Origin of the sequence: Paeniclostridium hominis (assembly GCF_014306135.1) — a bacterium.
Lineage (GTDB): Bacteria > Bacillota > Clostridia > Peptostreptococcales > Peptostreptococcaceae > Paraclostridium > Paraclostridium hominis.
The window spans coordinates 74,343-92,387 of sequence record NZ_JACRWD010000001.1 but is presented as its reverse complement, the minus strand read 5'-3'; the positions used below and the strand labels follow the sequence as shown (position 1 = coordinate 92,387).

The window sequence follows — 18,045 nt, the reverse complement described above, 5'->3', positions numbered from 1 at the left end:
TTTTTTGTTTATCAAAAATTACTCACTATATCTAACTCTATCAATTAATGATTCTTTATTAAAATTCTTACTTATAAAATAAGTTAAAAGTAATTGTGCTATAAATACACTAACAACCATAATTAAAATTTGAGTTATCGGGAATGTATAAGTTGCATATGAAGCCCCTGTTTTTCTAAATACATAAACTGCAATATATCCAATTATTGTTCCTAAAGTTAATGAACTCAAAAGCATCGTACCTGTATAAAACATAGCTTCTATATTTAACATTTTAACAAGTTGTTTATCTGTTAATCCTATAGCTTGTAACATTCCAAGTTCTTTTTTTCTAGTTATAATACTTGTTATCATAGAGTTTATCAAATTCATAAATCCTATAATTCCTATAATTACAACTAATGCATAACCTATACCTTTGGTAACAGCTATAGATAGTTTATTATCTTTAAGTAATTCATCTATATAGTTCGCTTGAATATAATCATCATTTTTATCTAAACTTTCTATATATGACTTAATATTTTCATATTCACCTTTTTGAGTATATATACCAATAGTTGTTGTTGTATCTGTATCAAACATTTTATCAAATGCATCATAATGCATAGCAAATGTAGATGGGTTTGAAGTTATACCTTGAACTTTAAATTCTTTTTTTATTTTTTTATCTCCATCATATAAGGTTAAAGTTGTTTTATCACCGACTTTTATCCCTATTTCTGTTGATAATTCCGGCTGTGTTATAAGTATTTCTTCTCCTGATTTTAATTTTTCTAAATTTATTTCACCATCTTCTAAGTAAAATTCTAAATTCTTTAAATCCTCTTCATTCACACTGGATAAATCATGGTATTTATACTCAGTCTTATATCCATTTAATTCACATTTGGCGCTTTTACTTTTATCTATATTAGTTACTCCTTTTATATTTAATAATTTTTTTATAAAGTTTTCTCCTAAAGGATTATTTTTCTGTAAAATATTCATTTCAGTATCAGGACTATCCTCTTCTCCATATGTATATCCATCTAAATCTATTTTTATATCTTGTGAAAATCGTTCCCTAGTCATCTTTTCTGCATCTATACTATTCATAACACTAGATATAACGACAAATATTATAGCACTTAACGAAAGTGATATTACTGTTATATAAGTACGCTTTTTATTTCTACTTAAGTTAGCATAGGAAAGTCTATTTAAGTTTATACTTTCATATCCTTTTCTGCTTTTTTTATTATTTTTATCTTCTCCATTGTATCTTACAGCTTCTATTATAGATACCTTGGATGCTTCTTTCATAGGCTTAAGTAATGATATATATATAGTTATTAAACTTATAATCATAACTCCTATAATCATAGGTAATTTAAAAGCATTCCCTTCAAACATAAATATCTTTCCTATAACAAACTCATTTATTAAAAATCCAACTAAAACTCCTATTGGAACTCCTATCATAGATAAGAAAATACCTTCTTTAAGAACTATTGACTTAATTTGTTTTTTTGTAGCTCCTATAGCTCTTAGTTTTCCAAACTCTTGTACTTTAGTTACCACCGATAAATGAAATATATTATATATTACTAATATACTAGACATTATAACTATAATACCAATTACAACACCCCACATTATAACTTCCATATCTGGTTTTAATGAGTTTATATAATCTTCATTAACTAAAACTCTTGCCTTAGGTATATTTAAATCTTTAGCTATATCTTCTACTTTAAGCTTTAGCTCATCTCCACTTAAGTTAGCTTCTGCTTTAACAGTAACGTATGCATTAAAATTTTCTTTACTCATATCTCTTGTAGAGTTCATATATTCCTTAGAAACTATCCCAGAATAAATTTTTTTAATCTTTGACATTTCATTAGATTTAATTATGCCAGATAAAGTAAATTCACTTTCTGTAAATCCTTTATTAGCATAATCTTCATATTTTATTTTTATTTTTTCTCCAATTTTTCCTTTATATCCTAATTTTTTTAACGCTAAATTATCTAATGCTATTTCATTCTTTAATTTAGGCATAATTCCTTTTTCAAGTTTTATACTACTTAACTCCATAGCCTTATCATTTACATATGATAAAGCTATCTTACTTTTATCATCATAGTTAATACTCCCTATACCATTTACTAATCCTACAGCATCTATATCTGCATGAGCTTTAATTTCTTCAATTTTCTTTTCATCCATATTACCATAAACGCCATGTTGTGTTCCTGAATATTTTATAATTCTCTCTTTATTAGCTTTACTCCAGTCTAAACATGTTAAGCCAACTGATGATAATAATGTAGTTGATAATATTATAGTAATAATAATTAATATACTTTTTGACTTATTTATAATCAAATTACTTTTAGCTATTTTAGTAGTATTAATCATTTATAGCACCGTCCTTTACTACTTTACCATCTTCAATATAGATTACTCTATCAGCCATTTGTGCTATAGTTTCATCATGTGTTATCATAACTAATGTTTGATTATATTTTTTTATCATAGTTTTTAACAAACTCATAACTTCATCAGAAGTTTTAGAATCTAAGTTTCCAGTTGGTTCATCTGCAAGTATTATTGATGGTCTACTTGCTAAAGCACGAGCTATAGCAACTCTTTGTTGTTGTCCCCCAGATAAAGTATTAGGTAATGACTCTTTTTTATTTTCAAGTCCTAAAGCATTTATAATATCATTTATAAAGTTTTTATCTACCTCTTTATTATCAAGACCTATTGGTAAAACAATATTTTCCCATACATTAAGTGATGGTATCAAATTATAATATTGAAAAATGAATCCTATTTTTCTTCTTCTAAATATAGCTAATTGCTCATCCTTTAATGTAAATATATCTTTTTTATCTATAAAAACCTTACCTTCTGTTGGTCTATCAAGCCCTCCAATCATATGAATCAAAGTACTTTTTCCAGAACCTGATTTTCCAACTATTGCAACAAATTCACCTTCAATTATACTTATATTTGTGTCATCAATTGCCTTTACTAAATTTTCTCCTTTGCCATAATACTTTTTTAAATTTTTAGTTTTTAAAATCTCCATAATTTAATTCTCCTTATCTCTATTCTTTATACTTTAATAATAAAAGGTAAGTCTTACATAACACTTTCATATTGGCTTACACTTTTGTAAGAAATAAAGAAAATTTACTACCTTGTCCTATTTTTGATGAAACAATAATATTTCCACCTTGACTTTCTATTATCTTTCTACTTAAGTAAAGTCCTACACCTGAACCTTCAACTTCCTCTACTTTTTCGCTTCTGTAAAACCTTTTAAATATATTGTTAAATTCACTTTTATCTATACCTATACCATTATCTTTTATATCAATTCTTATAAAGTTTATAGTTTCTTGCAATGAAACTTCTATTTTTCCGTTATCGTGAGTATATTTAACTCCATTTTCTAAAATATTAAATATACTTTCCTCTGTCCATTTAGAATCATGAAGTATTATTTTATCTTCAAAATCTTTTACGCTAATTTTTATATTTTTTAAATTAGCCTTTCCTTTGACACTATCTATAGCTTTAGTTAAAGTTTGTTTTATACTTTTATCTTCTTTTTTTATACTTATCATACTAGCTTCTAACCTAGATATATTTACTAAAGAATCAATTAGATTATGTAGTTTATTTATAGACATTTTATTAGTTGTTAAAAATTCAATTCTATCTTCTTCATCAAGTTCTTCTTCTAATAATAAAGAATTATATAGCTTTAAAGAGGCTAATGGGGTTTTTAATTGATGTGATATATCTGTTACTAATTCTTTTATACTTTCTTTTTCTTTATTTATATTTTTAATTTTTAAATTTAAACTTCTAGATAGTTTATTTAAATCTGAATTTATTCTATTTAATACTCCTTCTTCTTTGAAATCATCTTCTATTTCATATTTATTATGAATTATATCTTCTATGTTTTTGCTTATTATTTTTAACTTAGAAAATACATATTTCATCAAATTTGATAATATTAACATCATTAATGTCATTACAACAACAAAAACAATCAAATTATTTACCAGGAAATATTTTAAATGTTGTTGAAAATTTATATTTCTAATCATATTGTAATTTTCATCATATCCATATTTTTTTAAAATATTTTGCCCTATATTTTCATATTCTTCACTTTCACTATAAACGCTTTTTACTATATCTGATTCAGATTGAGGATACTTGTTTACTAATTTCCCAACTATTCGTTTATTTATATTTTGTTGTTCTAAGTATATATTTTTCAAGTTTTTATATTGGAATATGGAAAATGCTCCAAATATTAATATTACTCCTATAATAGCTATTAAAAAAATTCTCCTTATTATAGGTTCTCTTTTTAATAACTCTATCATTTTTTTATACACCTCTTTTCAAAGGTATATCCAATGCCTCTAATATTTTTTATATACTCTGGATTTGACGGATTTTCTTCAACTTTTTGTCTTAGTCTTCTTATATTAACTGCTATTGTATTTTCATCTACGAAATTTCCATCAATATCCCAAAGAGCTTCTATAAGTTGTTCTTTTGTAACAATTTGACATGAATTTTCCATTAAATACTTAAGTAATTTACCTTCATTTTTACTAAGTATTATTTCATTGCTACCTTTTGTAATTTTACCATCCAAATAATTATAAATTAAATTATCACAATAAATTTGATTTTCATTTGTGAAATCACTTATTCTTTTCATAACTGCATTAACTTTTGATATTAAAACTATCAAACTAAATGGTTTTGTTATATAATCATCAGCTCCAACTTCATAACCTGTAACTATATCTACTTCTTGATCTAGAGCTGTTAACATTATTATATGTACATTACTTATACGTCTTATATACTCACAAAATTCAAATCCATCTCCATCTGGTAGTCCTATATCTGATATTATTAAATTTATTTTATTACTTTTAAATATTTCTTTAGCTTCTTTTATATTAAAGGCATTAAAAACTTTATAGCCTTCTTTTTTCAACTTAAAGCTTATTCCCCTATTTAAAGATTTATCATCTTCTAAAAGCAGTATATTTCCCATAATTACCTCCCCAATTCATATAATATATTTTACTACATAAATAACCCCTAGATAACATTTCGTTACCCAGGGGTATAATTATTTTAATATATATTTTAATTTATTATTTAGATACATTTCCAGCTACATTTAATATGTCCCAAGTTCTAGCAAATGGTGGTGCATAACATAAATCTAGCATACCTAATTGGTTTGTAGTTAATTTACCAAACACACAAGCAGCTATTACATTAGCTCTTTGAACAGCATCTTTAAATCCTGCTACTTGTCCACCTAGTATAACTTTAGTATCTGCATCATATACAAGTTTTACATACATCTTATTTCTACCTGGATAGTAATTAGTTTGGTTAAAGTCAGATATAAACTTAGCTTTAACATTCATTCCTAACTTAGCTGCTTGAGATTCTGTAATTCCTGTTGCAGCAGCTTCCATATCCATAACTTTTATACAACTTGAACTTAAAGACCCTTGGAAACTAATATTAGCTCCAGCTAAGTTTTCTCCAACTATTCTTCCTAACTTATTAGCTCCTGTTGCAAGTGGAACATATGAATCTTGTCCAGTTACTATATTTTTTATAGTAGCACAATCTCCGGCAGCATATATATCTTCTACAGAAGTTTTTCCAAACTCATCAACTATTATAGCCCCATTTTTTAACATGTCTATATTAGTATCTTTTAAAAATGCAGTATTTGGTCTAACACCAGTAGCAACTATAACTAAATCAGCTTCATATTCCCCTTTATTAGTTATTACTTTTTCTACTTTAGTTTCTCCAACTAATTCGCTAACTATTTCTTCTAAACGTAAATCAACATTATGATTTCTTATTTCTTCTTCTAATATATCAGTTATCTCTTTATCAAATACTTGAGGTAATATTCTATCTTCTAATTGGAATACTACTACATCTTTGCCTAATTTTTTAGCAGCTTCCACAGCTTCAAGTCCTATAAATCCAGCACCTATTATAGCTACCTTTTTTATATCTTCTTTGTTCATTAATTCTTTTATTTTTATACCATCTTCTAAGCTTTTTAATGTAGATACATTTTCAAGTTTAACATTTTTAATAGGAGGTATTATGCTACTAGCTCCTGTTGCTATCATTAACTTATCGTAGTTATCTATAAATTCTTCCCCTGTATTTACATTTTTAACTTTTAATTCTTTAGATTCAGTATCAACATCTACTACTTCATGGAATATATTTAGATCAATTCCACTTTCTCTAAATTTTTTAGGTGCTCTTGCTATCATATTGTTAGGGTCATCAAAAAATCCGCCTACAAAATACGGAAGCCCACAAGCTCCAAATGATACTACATCAGTTTTTTCATAAACCACAACTTCATAATCTGGTTTCATTCTTTTTAGTTTTGCAGCGGCACTCATACCTGCAGCTACCCCACCAACTATTATAACTCTCATATTTTTTCTCCTTAAAAGTACTATATTTTTAATGTATTTTTATTTTCAATATTAAAATAAATTATATAGTATATCGTTTACCCATTTCTCAAAATATATTACCATATTTTAATTGTTTTTTCTACTTGTTTTGAAATTTTGAAATATTTATTCAATATTATTTTAATATAATAATAATTTAAATAAAAAAAAGATGCCATATAATTTTTAGGGCATCTTTTTATATCTATCTAGCAGATCTCTTTGTTGGTTTTCCTTTTTTAGTTACCTTGTCACTTGCTTTTTTCGCTTTTGCTTGCTCATGACCTGGGAATATTATCTTAGGATTTTCTGAGTTTCTCTTGTATATAGTAAACTTAAATCCTATAGCTTGAACAAATTCTGCTCTTAAAGCTTCACATATAGCATTTGCAGTTTCTTTCGCATCTAATCCTGCATTTTCTAATATAGAAACTTTAACTATTTCTCTAGCTTTTAACATATCTTCTAATTGATCTAAGAAGCTTTCAGTAACACCTTCTTTACCTATTTGAGTTATAGGCTTTAAAGTGTTAGCTATAGATCTTAAATATGCTCTTTGCTTTCCTTTTAACATGTGTCCACCTCTTTACGTCTTAAATTAATTTTAATTATAGAACTCAAATTCTATGTCGTATATCTTAACAGTGTCTCCATCTTCTATGCCCATTTCTCTTAGCTTATCAAATACACCTTGAGATTCCATAGATTTTTGGAAGAACTGAACAGATTCCATATCTTCAAAGTTAACAGAGTACATTATTCTTCTTAATGCTTTACCAGTAACAACATATACTCCATCTTCTATTTCTACTTCTAATCCTTCTTCAACTTCTTCAACTAATTCTGGTCTATACATTTCTTCTTCTGATACTAACTCTACATCTTCAACTTCTTTTAATAATTGAGAAACGTAAGCTATAACATCATCTATACCTTGTCTTGTTGCAGCAGACATCTTAAATACTTTATATCCTCTTGACTCTAACTCATTTTTAAAGTTTTCAAAGTTACTTTCATCTTCCATTATATCTATTTTGTTAGCAACAACAACTTGTGGTCTAGTTGATAATTTTTCATTATATAACTTTAATTCATCATTTATTTTATCAAAGTCTTCTAAAGCATCTCTACCTTCTATACCTGATATATCAACTATGTGTATTAATACTTTAGTTCTTTCAACGTGTCTTAAGAAATCATGTCCTAAACCAATACCTTCAGCAGCACCTTCTATAAGCCCTGGTATATCAGCAAGAACAAAACTATCTCCAAACTTAGTTTGAACAACACCTAAATTCGGCGTTAAAGTTGTGAAGTGGTAGTTAGCTATCTTTGGTTTAGCTTTAGTTACAACTGATAAGAATGTTGATTTTCCTACATTAGGGAATCCTAGTAATCCAACATCTGCTATCATTTTTAACTCTAGCGTTATCCATTTTTCTTCTCCATCAGTTCCTGATTTTGCAAATGCAGGAGCTTGTCTTATTGCGTTTGCAAAATGTTGGTTTCCTCTTCCGCCTCTTCCACCTTTTGCAACTATAGCTTCATCTCCATCTTCTTTTAAGTCAGCTATTACAAGACCTGTAGCTTCGTCTCTTATTATTGTTCCTGGAGGAACTAATAATACTAAGTCTTCACCATTTTTACCAGCTTGTCTTTTCTTAGTTCCATCTCCACCTGATGGTGCAGAATATTTAGTTTGGTATTTAAAATCCATTAAAGTTCTTAACCCTGAATCAACCTTAAATATTATACTTCCTCCACGGCCTCCGTCTCCACCGTCTGGACCTCCTGCTGGAACATATTTTTCTTTTCTAAAAGATACTGATCCGTTACCACCATTTCCAGCTTTAACAAATATCCTAGCCTTATCTATAAACATAATTATTCACCTTCTTTTTTTAAAGCTTTTTATTTATATTTGCCATAATCTATAATATAAATTCCATGCGCGCTATATTTCAAACTAAATTAATACTAAAAAAATATTTAATATTAATTATTATATTTAAAAAAGGAGTGTATGAACACTCCTTTTTTTAGTATATTACTCAGCAACTGGGTATACACTTACTTTCTTTCTTTTCTTGTCTTTTCTTTCGAATTTAACAGCACCGTCAACTAATGCAAATAAAGTGTCATCTCCACCTTTACCTACGTTAGTTCCTGGATGTATTTTAGTTCCTCTTTGTCTAACTATTATACTTCCAGCAGTTACAACTTGCCCGTCGAATCTCTTAACACCTAATCTCTTAGATATAGAATCTCTACCGTTCTTAGAAGATCCTACCCCTTTCTTAGATGCAAGTAATTGTAAGTTCATTTTTAACATTCTGGAGTCACCTCCTACTTTTTTAGAATTTTTATATTTTTGGGGTATTCCCTTTTAATTTCATTAATTGCTAATTGAAGATGTTGTAATAATAATTGAGCTTCATCTAGATATTTATCTTTGACAATACACTCAATATGACCTTCTTGGCCTATTACTTTTTCAAATTCAATTTTCTTAAGTACACTTAAAGAATTTATAACTGATAAAGCATTGGATGTAACAGCTGCACATACAATATCAGAACCTAGTTCTGCGTAATCAGCATGTCCCTTAAGACAAAAACCTTTAAGCTTAAAGTCGTCGTTTTGATAATATTTAACCTTTATCATGGCTCTTACAATTAAGCGTTTATTTTTTCAACTACTAACTTAGTGTAAGCTTGACGATGTCCGTTCTTTCTTCTGTAGTCTTTCTTAGCTTTATACTTGAAAACTATAACTTTCTTAGCTTTTCCTTGCTCAGCAACTTTAGCAGTTACAGATGCACCTTCAACAGTAGGAGCTCCTACTACTAAGTTTCCATCTTTAGAACAAGCTAATACTTCGTTTAAAGTAACTACATCACCTTCGTTAGCTTCTAACTTTTCTACGAAGATTACATCACCTTCAGCAACTTTATATTGCTTTCCTCCAGTTTTAACTATAGCGTACATTAAATACACCTCCTCGGTCTCAAACTCGCCAATCAAAGGTACTCATTTAAGAGATTTTCAGACCTTTATTGAGCGGCACTACATTTATAAATAATACTATAATTTATAGTTTGTGTCAACTAACTATTAAAAATAATATTCATTTTTTCATGATCTATTTCTGTTTTTTTGCTTAAACATATTTTTATATTATATTTTCGACTTATACTATCTATTTTTTGCTTATGGTTTTTGTTAATATCTTCAAAAACCTTATCATTTAACTCTATTTCTACTTGATTGTAAGAGGTATGTTCTTTAACTCTCATAACTTCTTTTTCTATTTCATCTATTAATCTATTTATAGATTTTATACTTTCTCCATTTTTACAAGTATAGCAAGACTTAAGATAATAACTATCTATTGAATCTTTTTCTCTTCTTCTTGCTATTTCAACTAAACCTAACTTTGTAATTCCCATAACATTAGTTTTTCTTTTGTCTTTAGATGTTTCTTTATTTAAAGTATCAATAAGATTTTTCTTATACTCATTTTTTTGCATATCTATAAAATCTACAATTATAATTCCTGCCATATCTCTAATTCTTAAAAGTCTTGAAATTTCAAGTGCAGCTTCTAAATTAGTTTTATAAACAGTTTCTTCTAAATTAGAATTCCCTGTAAATTTTCCAGTATTAACATCTATAACTGTAAGAGCTTCTGTTTTATCTATAATTAAATAGCCTCCACTTTTTAACCACACTTTCCTACTTAAGCACTTATCTATTTGACTTTGAACAGAATATAAATCAAATACATCTTTATTATTTTCTAAAATCAACTTACTTTTATAATCTTTATTTATATTTAATAAAATAACTTTTAACTCTTCATATTTTTCTTTATTATTAACAATGATTTTTTCTACACTATCATTTACATTATCTTTTACATATTTAGATGCAAAGTCTAAATCCTTATATAAAAGTTTTGGTCCAATACCTAGTTTAAATTCTCTTAAAACATACTCATACTTATGTTTTAAATTTTCTATATCTTTTTCAAGTTCTTCCCTAGAACAACCAACAGCTTCAGTTCTTATAATTCCTGTAAAGTTTTTATCTATATCTTGAACAATTTTCTTTATCCTAAATCTCTCTTTTTCAGACTTTATCTTATTAGAAATAGTCAATCTATCATTTGATGGAATAAAAACTAAATACCTACCTGCAAAACTAATTTCTGTATTAAGCTTAGCTCCCTTAGTTCCTATTGCTTCTTTATTAATCTGAACTAAAATATCTTGCCCACACTTAACACTTTCATTACTCTTCATACTAAGATAAGCCAATTTATCAGTTCCTATATCAACAAAATAAGCCTCTATCCCCTTTAAAGCCTTTTTAACTACTCCTCTATAAATATTAGAAACAGTTTTTATATTAGAACTATCCTCTATAAAAAGCTCACTTAATTTACCATCCTCTAAAACAGCCACCTTCTGAGAAGTGACTAACGACTCTATAACAATACTTTTCAAAAAAACTTCACTTCCTCTTCTCTTTCTCTATTTTTTTGACAATGTCCACAACTTTTATATCTATCAAAAGGCGAAGGTGTTGTTGTAATTGTTGACTTAACACTTACGTACGTAGTACGTCCTGTGAAGAAAGCAATCACACCAATACTAAGCCACCCCCGATACCAGAAAAAGAGGTGGACATCCACCTCTTTCCTACATTGGAGTTACTAATTCTCCATCTTTAACTATATATAATTCTCTTCTTAATATATCAACATCTAAAGGATCTATATCTAAACCAAAAGCTTCTAACATCTTAGGTATAAATATATTAGTATTTAAGTTTGCTTTAGAGCCAGTAGACATAGTAGCTTCTAAAGTTATAACTTTATCTTCAACATCTATAACATCAAAAGTCTTTATCATAGGTCTTATATCAACTTCTACTGTTTTACCTTTTTTGTTTTTCTTTGTTATTAATATTTGTTCTTGATTCATTAAATCTGATACTTTAGTTTTTACAAATTCCTTAGATAATTCTTTATCTACTTCTAAAGTAAACATGTATTCACCATATTCGATAGTAGATGCTAATGAAGGAACTTCTTTAGTTATTTCCTTAGCTTTTATAAACTCTATACCTTCTGGCATAGTAGCATTTATTTTAGTTAAAAATTCATCAGCTGTTAAATCATCTTCTATCTCAACGTCTAAATACTCCCCTTGACTTTCTGTTCCAAGAGCTAGAGCATGTCCATAACTCATCTTAGGGTGGGGGTTAAACCCTTGAGAATATGATAATTGTATTTCAGCTCTTCTAAAAGCTCTTTGTAATAATCTTTGTAAATCAAGATGTGATATATATATCATATCATTTTCTTTTTTAAACTTACATCTTATTATTTTACTCATTAGCACATTCCCCTTCCTATAGTATGTGTATTTATTCCACAACCATTACATTTATGTCTACAGTCAACAGTTATAGCATCTTGTTTTGACTTTTCATTTTCTCTTATTAAGAATTTTTTATTAACACCTACATCTAAATGATCCCATGGGAATACTTCTTCATAATCTCTTTCTCTATTTGCATAAAATGCTATATCAAGATTATTATTTTTCATAGCTTCTTCCCATATTTCTAATTTAAAGTGTTCAGCCCATCCATCAAACTTAGCTCCAGCTTTATATGCATCATATATAACCTTGCTTAGTTTTCTATCTCCTCTAGCTATAACAGCTTCCATTAAACTAGTTTTAGAATCATGGTAGTTATATTTTATATTTCCATTTTTTAATTTCTTAACTAAATATCTTTGTTTTTCTCTTACTTGTTCAGTAGTATCTTGTCCATGCCATTGGAATGGTGTAAATGGTTTAGGAACAAAAGTTGAAGTACTTACAGTTACTCCAAATGCTCTTCTTAACTTTCCACCATTAACATCTCTGTATATATCTATAACTTTATACGCAAGGTCAGCTATACCATCTAAATCATCATATGTCTCTGTTGGAAGTCCTATCATAAAGTATAACTTAACACTATTCCATCCCATTTCAAATGCTTTTCTTGTAGCATCTTCTAAGTTTTGTTCTGTTACACCTTTATTTATAACATCTCTCATTCTTTGAGTTCCTGCTTCTGGTGCAAATGTAAGACCTGATTTTCTTACTTGTTGTATTTTTTCAGCTATTTCCATAGAGAAGTTATCTAGTCTAAGTGATGGTAATGATATACCAATGTTTCTAGATGCATATTCTTCAACTAAGTAATCAGTAAGTTCTGATAACCCACTATAATCACTTGTACTTAGTGAAGAAAGTGATATTTCATCATACCCAGTATTCTTAACTAATTTTTCAAGTATCTCTTTTAATCTACCTAAACTTTTTTCTCTTATTGGTCTATATATCATACCTGCTTGACAGAATCTACAACCTCTTGTACATCCTCTAAATAATTCTAGTACTATTCTATCATGAACAGTATCTATAAATGGAACTATTAGTTTTTCTGGATATTCTACTAAATCCATATTCTTTATTATTCTCTTATGAGGATTAGCTGGTACTCCTTCTCTATTCGGTTTTACTTCTTTTATAGTACCATCTTCATTATAAGCTACATCATAAAACTTAGGTATATATACCCCTTCTATGCTAGCTATATCCATTAAAAACTCGTCTCTTGTAGTTTTATTTTTCTTCCACTGTTTATATCTATTAATTACTTCTAAGTTAACTTCTTCACCTTCACCTAAAATAACTATATCAACAAAATCAGCTATTGGCTCTGGATTATATGCACATGGTCCTCCAACTAATATAAAAGGAGCATCTAACTTTCTATCTTTAGCTAATATTTCAACCTTTGCTAAATCTAACATATTTAATATGTTAGTATAAGATAATTCATATTGAAGTGTAAAAGCTAAAAAATCAAAATTAGTTATAGCTTCTCTTGATTCTAATGCAAATAAAGGAATATTGTTTTCGCGCATTTTTTCTTCCATATCTACATTAGGAGCATATACTCTTTCACAAAATACTTCTTCATCTTTATTTATAACATCGTATAATATATGACTACCTAAATGACTCATACCTACCTCATAAAGATCAGGGAAACAGTGAGCATATCTTATTAGGTTTTCATTTGATATATCTTTATGTATTGAATTAACTTCATTACCTAAATATCTAGCAGGTTTTTCAACCTTTTTTAGAATCCTTTTTAAGTCTACTTTTTTATTCATAAAAAACCTCCGTAAGTTTATTTCATTCTATAAACATAAATATTATTATACACGATATACTAAGATGTATCAAAATATAATTACCTATAATATTTGTAAATTAACAATTATTCTATTCAAAACGTTCACATTTTTTGTTAATATAATAATTGAGGTAAAAAATTTAAAGAATTTTTAAACTTTTTTGTATACAAAATGTTTCAAAGTTTTATTTATGGGTATATTTTAAGTATAATTACGTATTTATTAACCACGTTTTAGGAGGATTTTCTTATGAAAGAAGCTTTTGAAATTAAAAAAGATATTTATTGGACTGGTGTTATAGATAAAGACTTAAAAATCTTTGACATCATAATGGAAACTGAATTTGGTACAACTTATAATGCTTACTTTATAGATGATGAAAAGAAAGTATTATTTGATACTGTAAAACCAAATTTTAAAGACGAATTTATTGAAAAATTATCAAAATTAACAAACATAAAGGATTTAGATTATGTTGTTATACATCATACTGAGCCAGATCATGCTGGAAGTTTAAAGTATATACTTGATATAAATCCAGATGTAGAGGTTATTTGTACTAATGCAGCTAAAATGTATTTAGCAGAGCAAGTAAATAGACCTTTTAAATGTCATGTAATAAAAGATGGTGAAACTTTAAATATAGGTAAAAGAACTTTAAAATTCATATCTGCACCATTTTTACACTGGGCAGACACAATGTTTACTTATATAGAAGAAGATAAAACTTTACTTACTTGTGATGCTTTTGGATGTCACTTTGCAAGTGTTGACCCTGAAGTTGTAAATAGTGAAGATTATTTAAAATCATCTAAACACTACTTTGATTGTATAGTTAAACCATTCTCTAAACATGTACTAAAAGCTGTAAATAAAGTTGTAGAATTAGGATTAGATTTTGATACTATATTAACTTCTCATGGTCCTATATTATCACTTGACCCTATGGCTCAAGTTAAAAGATATGTAGATTGGTCTACTGAAACAGTTAACTCTACTAATCAAGATCAAGTAGCTATATTATTCTTATCAGCTTATACTAATACTAAAGTTATGGCCGAAAAAATATATGATGGTATAGTATCTACTGGTGAATCTGCAGCTTTATATGATATAGAAAATATGGATTTAGCAGAACTTCACGACGTTATGGTTATGTCAAAAGGTATACTATTTGGTTCTCCAACAATAAATAGAACTATGGTTAAACCTATGTGGGATGCATTTTCTTTAATAGATCCTATGGCTAACCAAGGTAAGTTTGCTGGAGTATTTGGTTCTTATGGATGGAGTGGTGAAGGTATAACAATGGCTGAGATGCTTGTTAAGAGCATGGGATTCAAAATGCCTGTTGAAACACTTAAGAAAAAATTCTTCCCAAGTGATGAAACATTACAAGAATGCTTTGATTTCGGTGTAAAATTCGCTGAAGCAATTAAATAAATATAAATAAAAAAGCTATCTCTAATGAGATAGCTTTTTTATTTATACACGTTGAGTTTTAGTCTTTCTAATTTCCCTCCAAGAAAGTTCTCCTCTGTCTAATGCCTTAATAAAAATTTCTGCTGAAGCAAGATTTGTAGCAATAGGTACATGATATACATCACAAAGTCTAATTAATGCTTGTATATCTGGTTCATGAGCTTGAGCTGTCATTGGATCTCTTAGAAAAATTACCAAGTCAATTTCTTGAGAAACGACTAAAGAACCAATTTGTTGGTCTCCCCCAAGTGGTCCAGATGCCAATCTTTTAATTTTAAGTTTTGTTTCATCTTCAATTCTTTTTCCAGTAGTTCCAGTTGCATATAACCCATAGTTTTTAAGTATATGCTCATAGCCTATACAAAATCCAACCATAGTATTTTTCATTTCATCATGTGCTATTAATGCTATATTCATTTAAGTCACCCCTAATATATTAGAAATTTATTTTCTTTCTTCTCATACCTACATTTAAAACTAATCCTAAGTTAGCTAATGATGTCATCAATGAACTTCCTCCATAACTAACAAACGGAAGAGTTACTCCTGTAACTGGTATAGCAGCTACAGTCATTCCTATATTTTGTATGATTTGATATGCAAACATACTCATTACTCCAATTATAATCAAGGTTCCATAAAAATCTTTAGCTTCTCGTGCCATAGAAATCATTCTTATTAAAAATAATGCATAAAGAACCATTATAACAAGCATTCCTACAAGACCTAGTTCTTCACCTATAACAGCAAATATAAAGTCACTGTCTTGAACAGGTAAGAAGTCATTTTGATTTTGAGTACCTTCATATAATCCTTTACCTGTTAGTCCACCTGATCCTATAGCTATCATAGATTGCATAACTTGATAGTTACCAGGCAATGAAACATTTTCTGGATTTAAAAATGCATCTATTCTTATTCTTTGGTGATTTGCCATAAGCATATACATCAAAGGCATAGCTACAACTATTACTATAATAGTATTTCTTATTATTTTACTATTAAGTCCTGCTGTAAATAACATTCCTCCTATTATGCAGCAAAATACTATTGCAGTACCTAAATCTGGTTGTATAAGTAATAATAATATTATAGGTGCTGCATATAATCCAAGTGGAATTAAATCCTTTATAGTATTTAATTTCCCCTTTTTTTCTTCAACTAACTTTGCATAACTTAGTATAAATGTTAATTTAACAAGTTCAGATGTTTGAAAATCAAGAGGACCAAGGTTAAGCCAAGATCTAGCTCCACCCATATCCTTACCAAGTCCAGGTATCCATACTAGTAAAAGTAATATTATACTAACTATATATAATCCTTTATAATGCTTTCCTAAAAAATTGTAATCAAACAATAATATAACTATTACAAGTGCCATTCCTACAATAAAAGCTATACCTTGCTTAATTATTTGTAAATAACTTCCCCCTGTAGTCGCGTGAGTAGCACTACTTAATATCATAAGCCCAAAAGCAAATATACATGTAACTATAGTTATAAGTTTCCAATCAAGTTCCTTTATTAATTTAAATTTCGATTTATAATCAAACACTTCATCACCATCTTTCTTATTAAGGCCATACCTAAGTCGTATAATTTTGTATTAATACAAAAAGGGGCTTGGCTAATACGCCTCCCCCTTTTACCTACTTCTTTCTTTTATATTCTTTAATGGTATATTAGCAACTAATGCTGATACCGGACCATCTTCTTCATCACTTCTAGATTTAGCCATCTTTATTTCCAATCCGTCTTCTTCTATCTCAGCATAATTTGCAATAACTTTTAATATATCTGATTTAATCAGATCTAGAAGTTGTGGAGAACAGTCTATTCTATCATGTACTAAAACTAATTTAAGCCTTTCTTTAGCCACATTTTTACTAGTTTTAGACTCATTAGAAAATATCTTAAACAAATCTAACATAAGTATATCCCCCTTTATTACTTAGCCATTCCAAACATCTTCTTAATCTTAGTTAATATATTAGTTTCATTTTCTATTTGCATTAGAGGTATATCTTCTCCAAGTATTCTCTTAGCAATATTTTTATATGCTTGACCTGCATTTGATCTTGAATCTAATATAGCTGGCTCACCTTTATTTGTAGAAACAATTATACTTTCATCATCAGGAACTAACCCAATTAAATCTATAGCAAGTATCTCAACTATATCTTGCTTGTCCATCATATCTCCACGTTTAACCATTTCATTTCTAATTCTATTTATAACTAAACGTATATCTTTAACTTCATTAGCTTCTAGTAATCCTATTATTCTATCTGCATCTCTAACAGCAGATATTTCAGGATTAGTTACAACTATAGCTCTGTCAGCTCCTGCTACAGCATTTTTAAATCCTTGTTCAATCCCTGCAGGGCAATCTATTATTATATAATCAAATGACTCTCTTAATTTATCACATAAATTTTTCATTTGTTCTACAGAAATTGCATTTTTATCTCTAGTTTGTGCTGCTGGTAATAAGTATAAATTGTCAAATCTTTTATCTTTTATTAGAGCTTGTTTTAATCTACAAGTTCCTTCTACAACATCAACAATATCATATACTATTCTATTTTCTAGTCCCATAACAACATCTAAATTTCTAAGACCTATATCTGCATCCACTACAACAGTTTTTTTATTTTCTAAACTTAAGGCCGTTCCTAAATTTGCTGTTGTTGTAGTTTTTCCAACTCCACCTTTTCCTGATGTTATAACTATAACTTCACTCATA

At 28.2% G+C, this 18,045-nt stretch carries 18 protein-coding genes; 1 reads left to right on the top strand and 17 read right to left on the bottom strand.

All coding sequences use genetic code 11. The annotated features are described in order from the left end of the window. Positions 1–18: 18 nt before the first annotated feature. The 13 genes from H8891_RS00420 to H8891_RS00360 form a co-directional block, all read right to left on the bottom strand. The gene (locus tag H8891_RS00420; RefSeq protein ID WP_187004750.1) at positions 19–2,403 is read right to left on the bottom strand and encodes an ABC transporter permease; all 2,385 of its coding nucleotides are present in this window, start codon (positions 2,401–2,403) and stop codon (positions 19–21) included. Next, positions 2,396–3,079, bottom strand: coding sequence for an ABC transporter ATP-binding protein (locus tag H8891_RS00415; RefSeq protein ID WP_187004749.1), 684 nt, complete (start codon positions 3,077–3,079; stop codon positions 2,396–2,398). The genes H8891_RS00420 and H8891_RS00415 overlap by 8 nt, the downstream gene beginning before the upstream one ends. 76 nt (positions 3,080–3,155) lie before the next feature. Beyond that, positions 3,156–4,397: a sensor histidine kinase gene (locus H8891_RS00410; protein WP_187004748.1), complete on the bottom strand. Its 1,242-nt coding sequence runs from the start codon at positions 4,395–4,397 to the stop codon at positions 3,156–3,158. After that, positions 4,394–5,086 (bottom strand): response regulator transcription factor, encoded by a 693-nt coding sequence (locus tag H8891_RS00405; protein WP_187004747.1) that lies wholly within the window; start codon positions 5,084–5,086, stop codon positions 4,394–4,396. Before H8891_RS00405 ends, H8891_RS00410 begins: the two co-directional genes overlap by 4 nt. A 103-nt stretch (positions 5,087–5,189) precedes the next feature. Beyond that, entirely contained in the window at positions 5,190–6,524 is a 1,335-nt protein-coding gene (locus H8891_RS00400) for a CoA-disulfide reductase (RefSeq protein WP_187004746.1), read from the bottom strand. Positions 6,525–6,750: 226 nt separating this feature from the next. Continuing rightward, positions 6,751–7,119, bottom strand: coding sequence for a YhbY family RNA-binding protein (locus H8891_RS00395; protein ID WP_147546232.1), 369 nt, complete (start codon positions 7,117–7,119; stop codon positions 6,751–6,753). Positions 7,120–7,149: 30 nt separating this feature from the next. Further along, on the bottom strand, positions 7,150–8,427 hold the full coding sequence (gene obgE, locus H8891_RS00390; protein ID WP_187004745.1) for a GTPase ObgE: 1,278 nt from the start codon (positions 8,425–8,427) through the stop codon (positions 7,150–7,152). Positions 8,428–8,592: 165 nt separating this feature from the next. Next, on the bottom strand, positions 8,593–8,877 hold the full coding sequence (gene rpmA, locus H8891_RS00385) for a 50S ribosomal protein L27 (RefSeq protein WP_021124986.1): 285 nt from the start codon (positions 8,875–8,877) through the stop codon (positions 8,593–8,595). 14 nt (positions 8,878–8,891) lie between these two features. Beyond that, positions 8,892–9,209, bottom strand: coding sequence for a ribosomal-processing cysteine protease Prp (locus H8891_RS00380; protein ID WP_187004744.1), 318 nt, complete (start codon positions 9,207–9,209; stop codon positions 8,892–8,894). Positions 9,210–9,220: 11 nt separating this feature from the next. After that, a complete protein-coding gene (gene rplU / locus H8891_RS00375; RefSeq protein WP_147546226.1) occupies positions 9,221–9,532 on the bottom strand; it encodes a 50S ribosomal protein L21 in 312 nt (103 codons plus the stop codon). Positions 9,533–9,651: 119 nt separating this feature from the next. Next, positions 9,652–11,052 (bottom strand): Rne/Rng family ribonuclease, encoded by a 1,401-nt coding sequence (locus H8891_RS00370; RefSeq protein ID WP_187004743.1) that lies wholly within the window; start codon positions 11,050–11,052, stop codon positions 9,652–9,654. Positions 11,053–11,247: 195 nt separating this feature from the next. Then, complete coding sequence (locus H8891_RS00365) at positions 11,248–11,946, bottom strand: TIGR03936 family radical SAM-associated protein (RefSeq protein WP_187004742.1); 699 nt, start codon at positions 11,944–11,946, stop codon at positions 11,248–11,250. Beyond that, the gene (locus tag H8891_RS00360) at positions 11,946–13,793 is read right to left on the bottom strand and encodes a TIGR03960 family B12-binding radical SAM protein (protein WP_187004741.1); all 1,848 of its coding nucleotides are present in this window, start codon (positions 13,791–13,793) and stop codon (positions 11,946–11,948) included. Before H8891_RS00360 ends, H8891_RS00365 begins: the two co-directional genes overlap by 1 nt. A 273-nt stretch (positions 13,794–14,066) precedes the next feature. Between H8891_RS00360 and H8891_RS00355 the strand changes: the two genes are divergently transcribed. Further along, positions 14,067–15,260, top strand: coding sequence for an FprA family A-type flavoprotein (locus H8891_RS00355; protein WP_187004740.1), 1,194 nt, complete (start codon positions 14,067–14,069; stop codon positions 15,258–15,260). A gap of 42 nt (positions 15,261–15,302) precedes the next feature. Here the strand turns inward: H8891_RS00355 and mgsA are convergent, their stop codons facing one another. From mgsA to minD, 4 genes are all read right to left on the bottom strand, one after another. Beyond that, positions 15,303–15,716, bottom strand: coding sequence for a methylglyoxal synthase (gene mgsA / locus H8891_RS00350; RefSeq protein WP_187004739.1), 414 nt, complete (start codon positions 15,714–15,716; stop codon positions 15,303–15,305). 19 nt (positions 15,717–15,735) lie between these two features. Then, entirely contained in the window at positions 15,736–16,854 is a 1,119-nt protein-coding gene (rodA, locus tag H8891_RS00345; protein ID WP_187004738.1) for a rod shape-determining protein RodA, read from the bottom strand. Between the two features lie 90 nt (positions 16,855–16,944). Further along, complete coding sequence (gene minE / locus H8891_RS00340) at positions 16,945–17,229, bottom strand: cell division topological specificity factor MinE (RefSeq protein ID WP_021125000.1); 285 nt, start codon at positions 17,227–17,229, stop codon at positions 16,945–16,947. Positions 17,230–17,246: 17 nt separating this feature from the next. Beyond that, complete coding sequence (minD, locus tag H8891_RS00335; protein ID WP_147546212.1) at positions 17,247–18,044, bottom strand: septum site-determining protein MinD; 798 nt, start codon at positions 18,042–18,044, stop codon at positions 17,247–17,249. Position 18,045: the final 1 nt, after the last annotated feature.

Bases quoted from the DNA above. Each gene is read 5' to 3' on its own strand.
- H8891_RS00420 (WP_187004750.1), bottom strand. From the start codon at position 2,403: ATGATTAATACTACTAAAATAGCTAAAAGTAATTTGATTATAAATAAG.
- H8891_RS00415 (WP_187004749.1), bottom strand. From the start codon at position 3,079: ATGGAGATTTTAAAAACTAAAAATTTAAAAAAGTATTATGGCAAAGGA.
- H8891_RS00410 (WP_187004748.1), bottom strand. From the start codon at position 4,397: ATGATAGAGTTATTAAAAAGAGAACCTATAATAAGGAGAATTTTTTTA.
- H8891_RS00405 (WP_187004747.1), bottom strand. From the start codon at position 5,086: ATGGGAAATATACTGCTTTTAGAAGATGATAAATCTTTAAATAGGGGA.
- H8891_RS00400 (WP_187004746.1), bottom strand. From the start codon at position 6,524: ATGAGAGTTATAATAGTTGGTGGGGTAGCTGCAGGTATGAGTGCCGCT.
- H8891_RS00395 (WP_147546232.1), bottom strand. From the start codon at position 7,119: ATGTTAAAAGGAAAGCAAAGAGCATATTTAAGATCTATAGCTAACACT.
- obgE (WP_187004745.1), bottom strand. From the start codon at position 8,427: ATGTTTATAGATAAGGCTAGGATATTTGTTAAAGCTGGAAATGGTGGT.
- rpmA (WP_021124986.1), bottom strand. From the start codon at position 8,877: ATGTTAAAAATGAACTTACAATTACTTGCATCTAAGAAAGGGGTAGGA.
- H8891_RS00380 (WP_187004744.1), bottom strand. From the start codon at position 9,209: ATGATAAAGGTTAAATATTATCAAAACGACGACTTTAAGCTTAAAGGT.
- rplU (WP_147546226.1), bottom strand. From the start codon at position 9,532: ATGTACGCTATAGTTAAAACTGGAGGAAAGCAATATAAAGTTGCTGAA.
- H8891_RS00365 (WP_187004742.1), bottom strand. From the start codon at position 11,946: ATGAGTAAAATAATAAGATGTAAGTTTAAAAAAGAAAATGATATGATA.
- H8891_RS00360 (WP_187004741.1), bottom strand. From the start codon at position 13,793: ATGAATAAAAAAGTAGACTTAAAAAGGATTCTAAAAAAGGTTGAAAAA.
- H8891_RS00355 (WP_187004740.1), top strand. From the start codon at position 14,067: ATGAAAGAAGCTTTTGAAATTAAAAAAGATATTTATTGGACTGGTGTT.
- mgsA (WP_187004739.1), bottom strand. From the start codon at position 15,716: ATGAATATAGCATTAATAGCACATGATGAAATGAAAAATACTATGGTT.
- minE (WP_021125000.1), bottom strand. From the start codon at position 17,229: ATGTTAGATTTGTTTAAGATATTTTCTAATGAGTCTAAAACTAGTAAA.
- minD (WP_147546212.1), bottom strand. From the start codon at position 18,044: ATGAGTGAAGTTATAGTTATAACATCAGGAAAAGGTGGAGTTGGAAAA.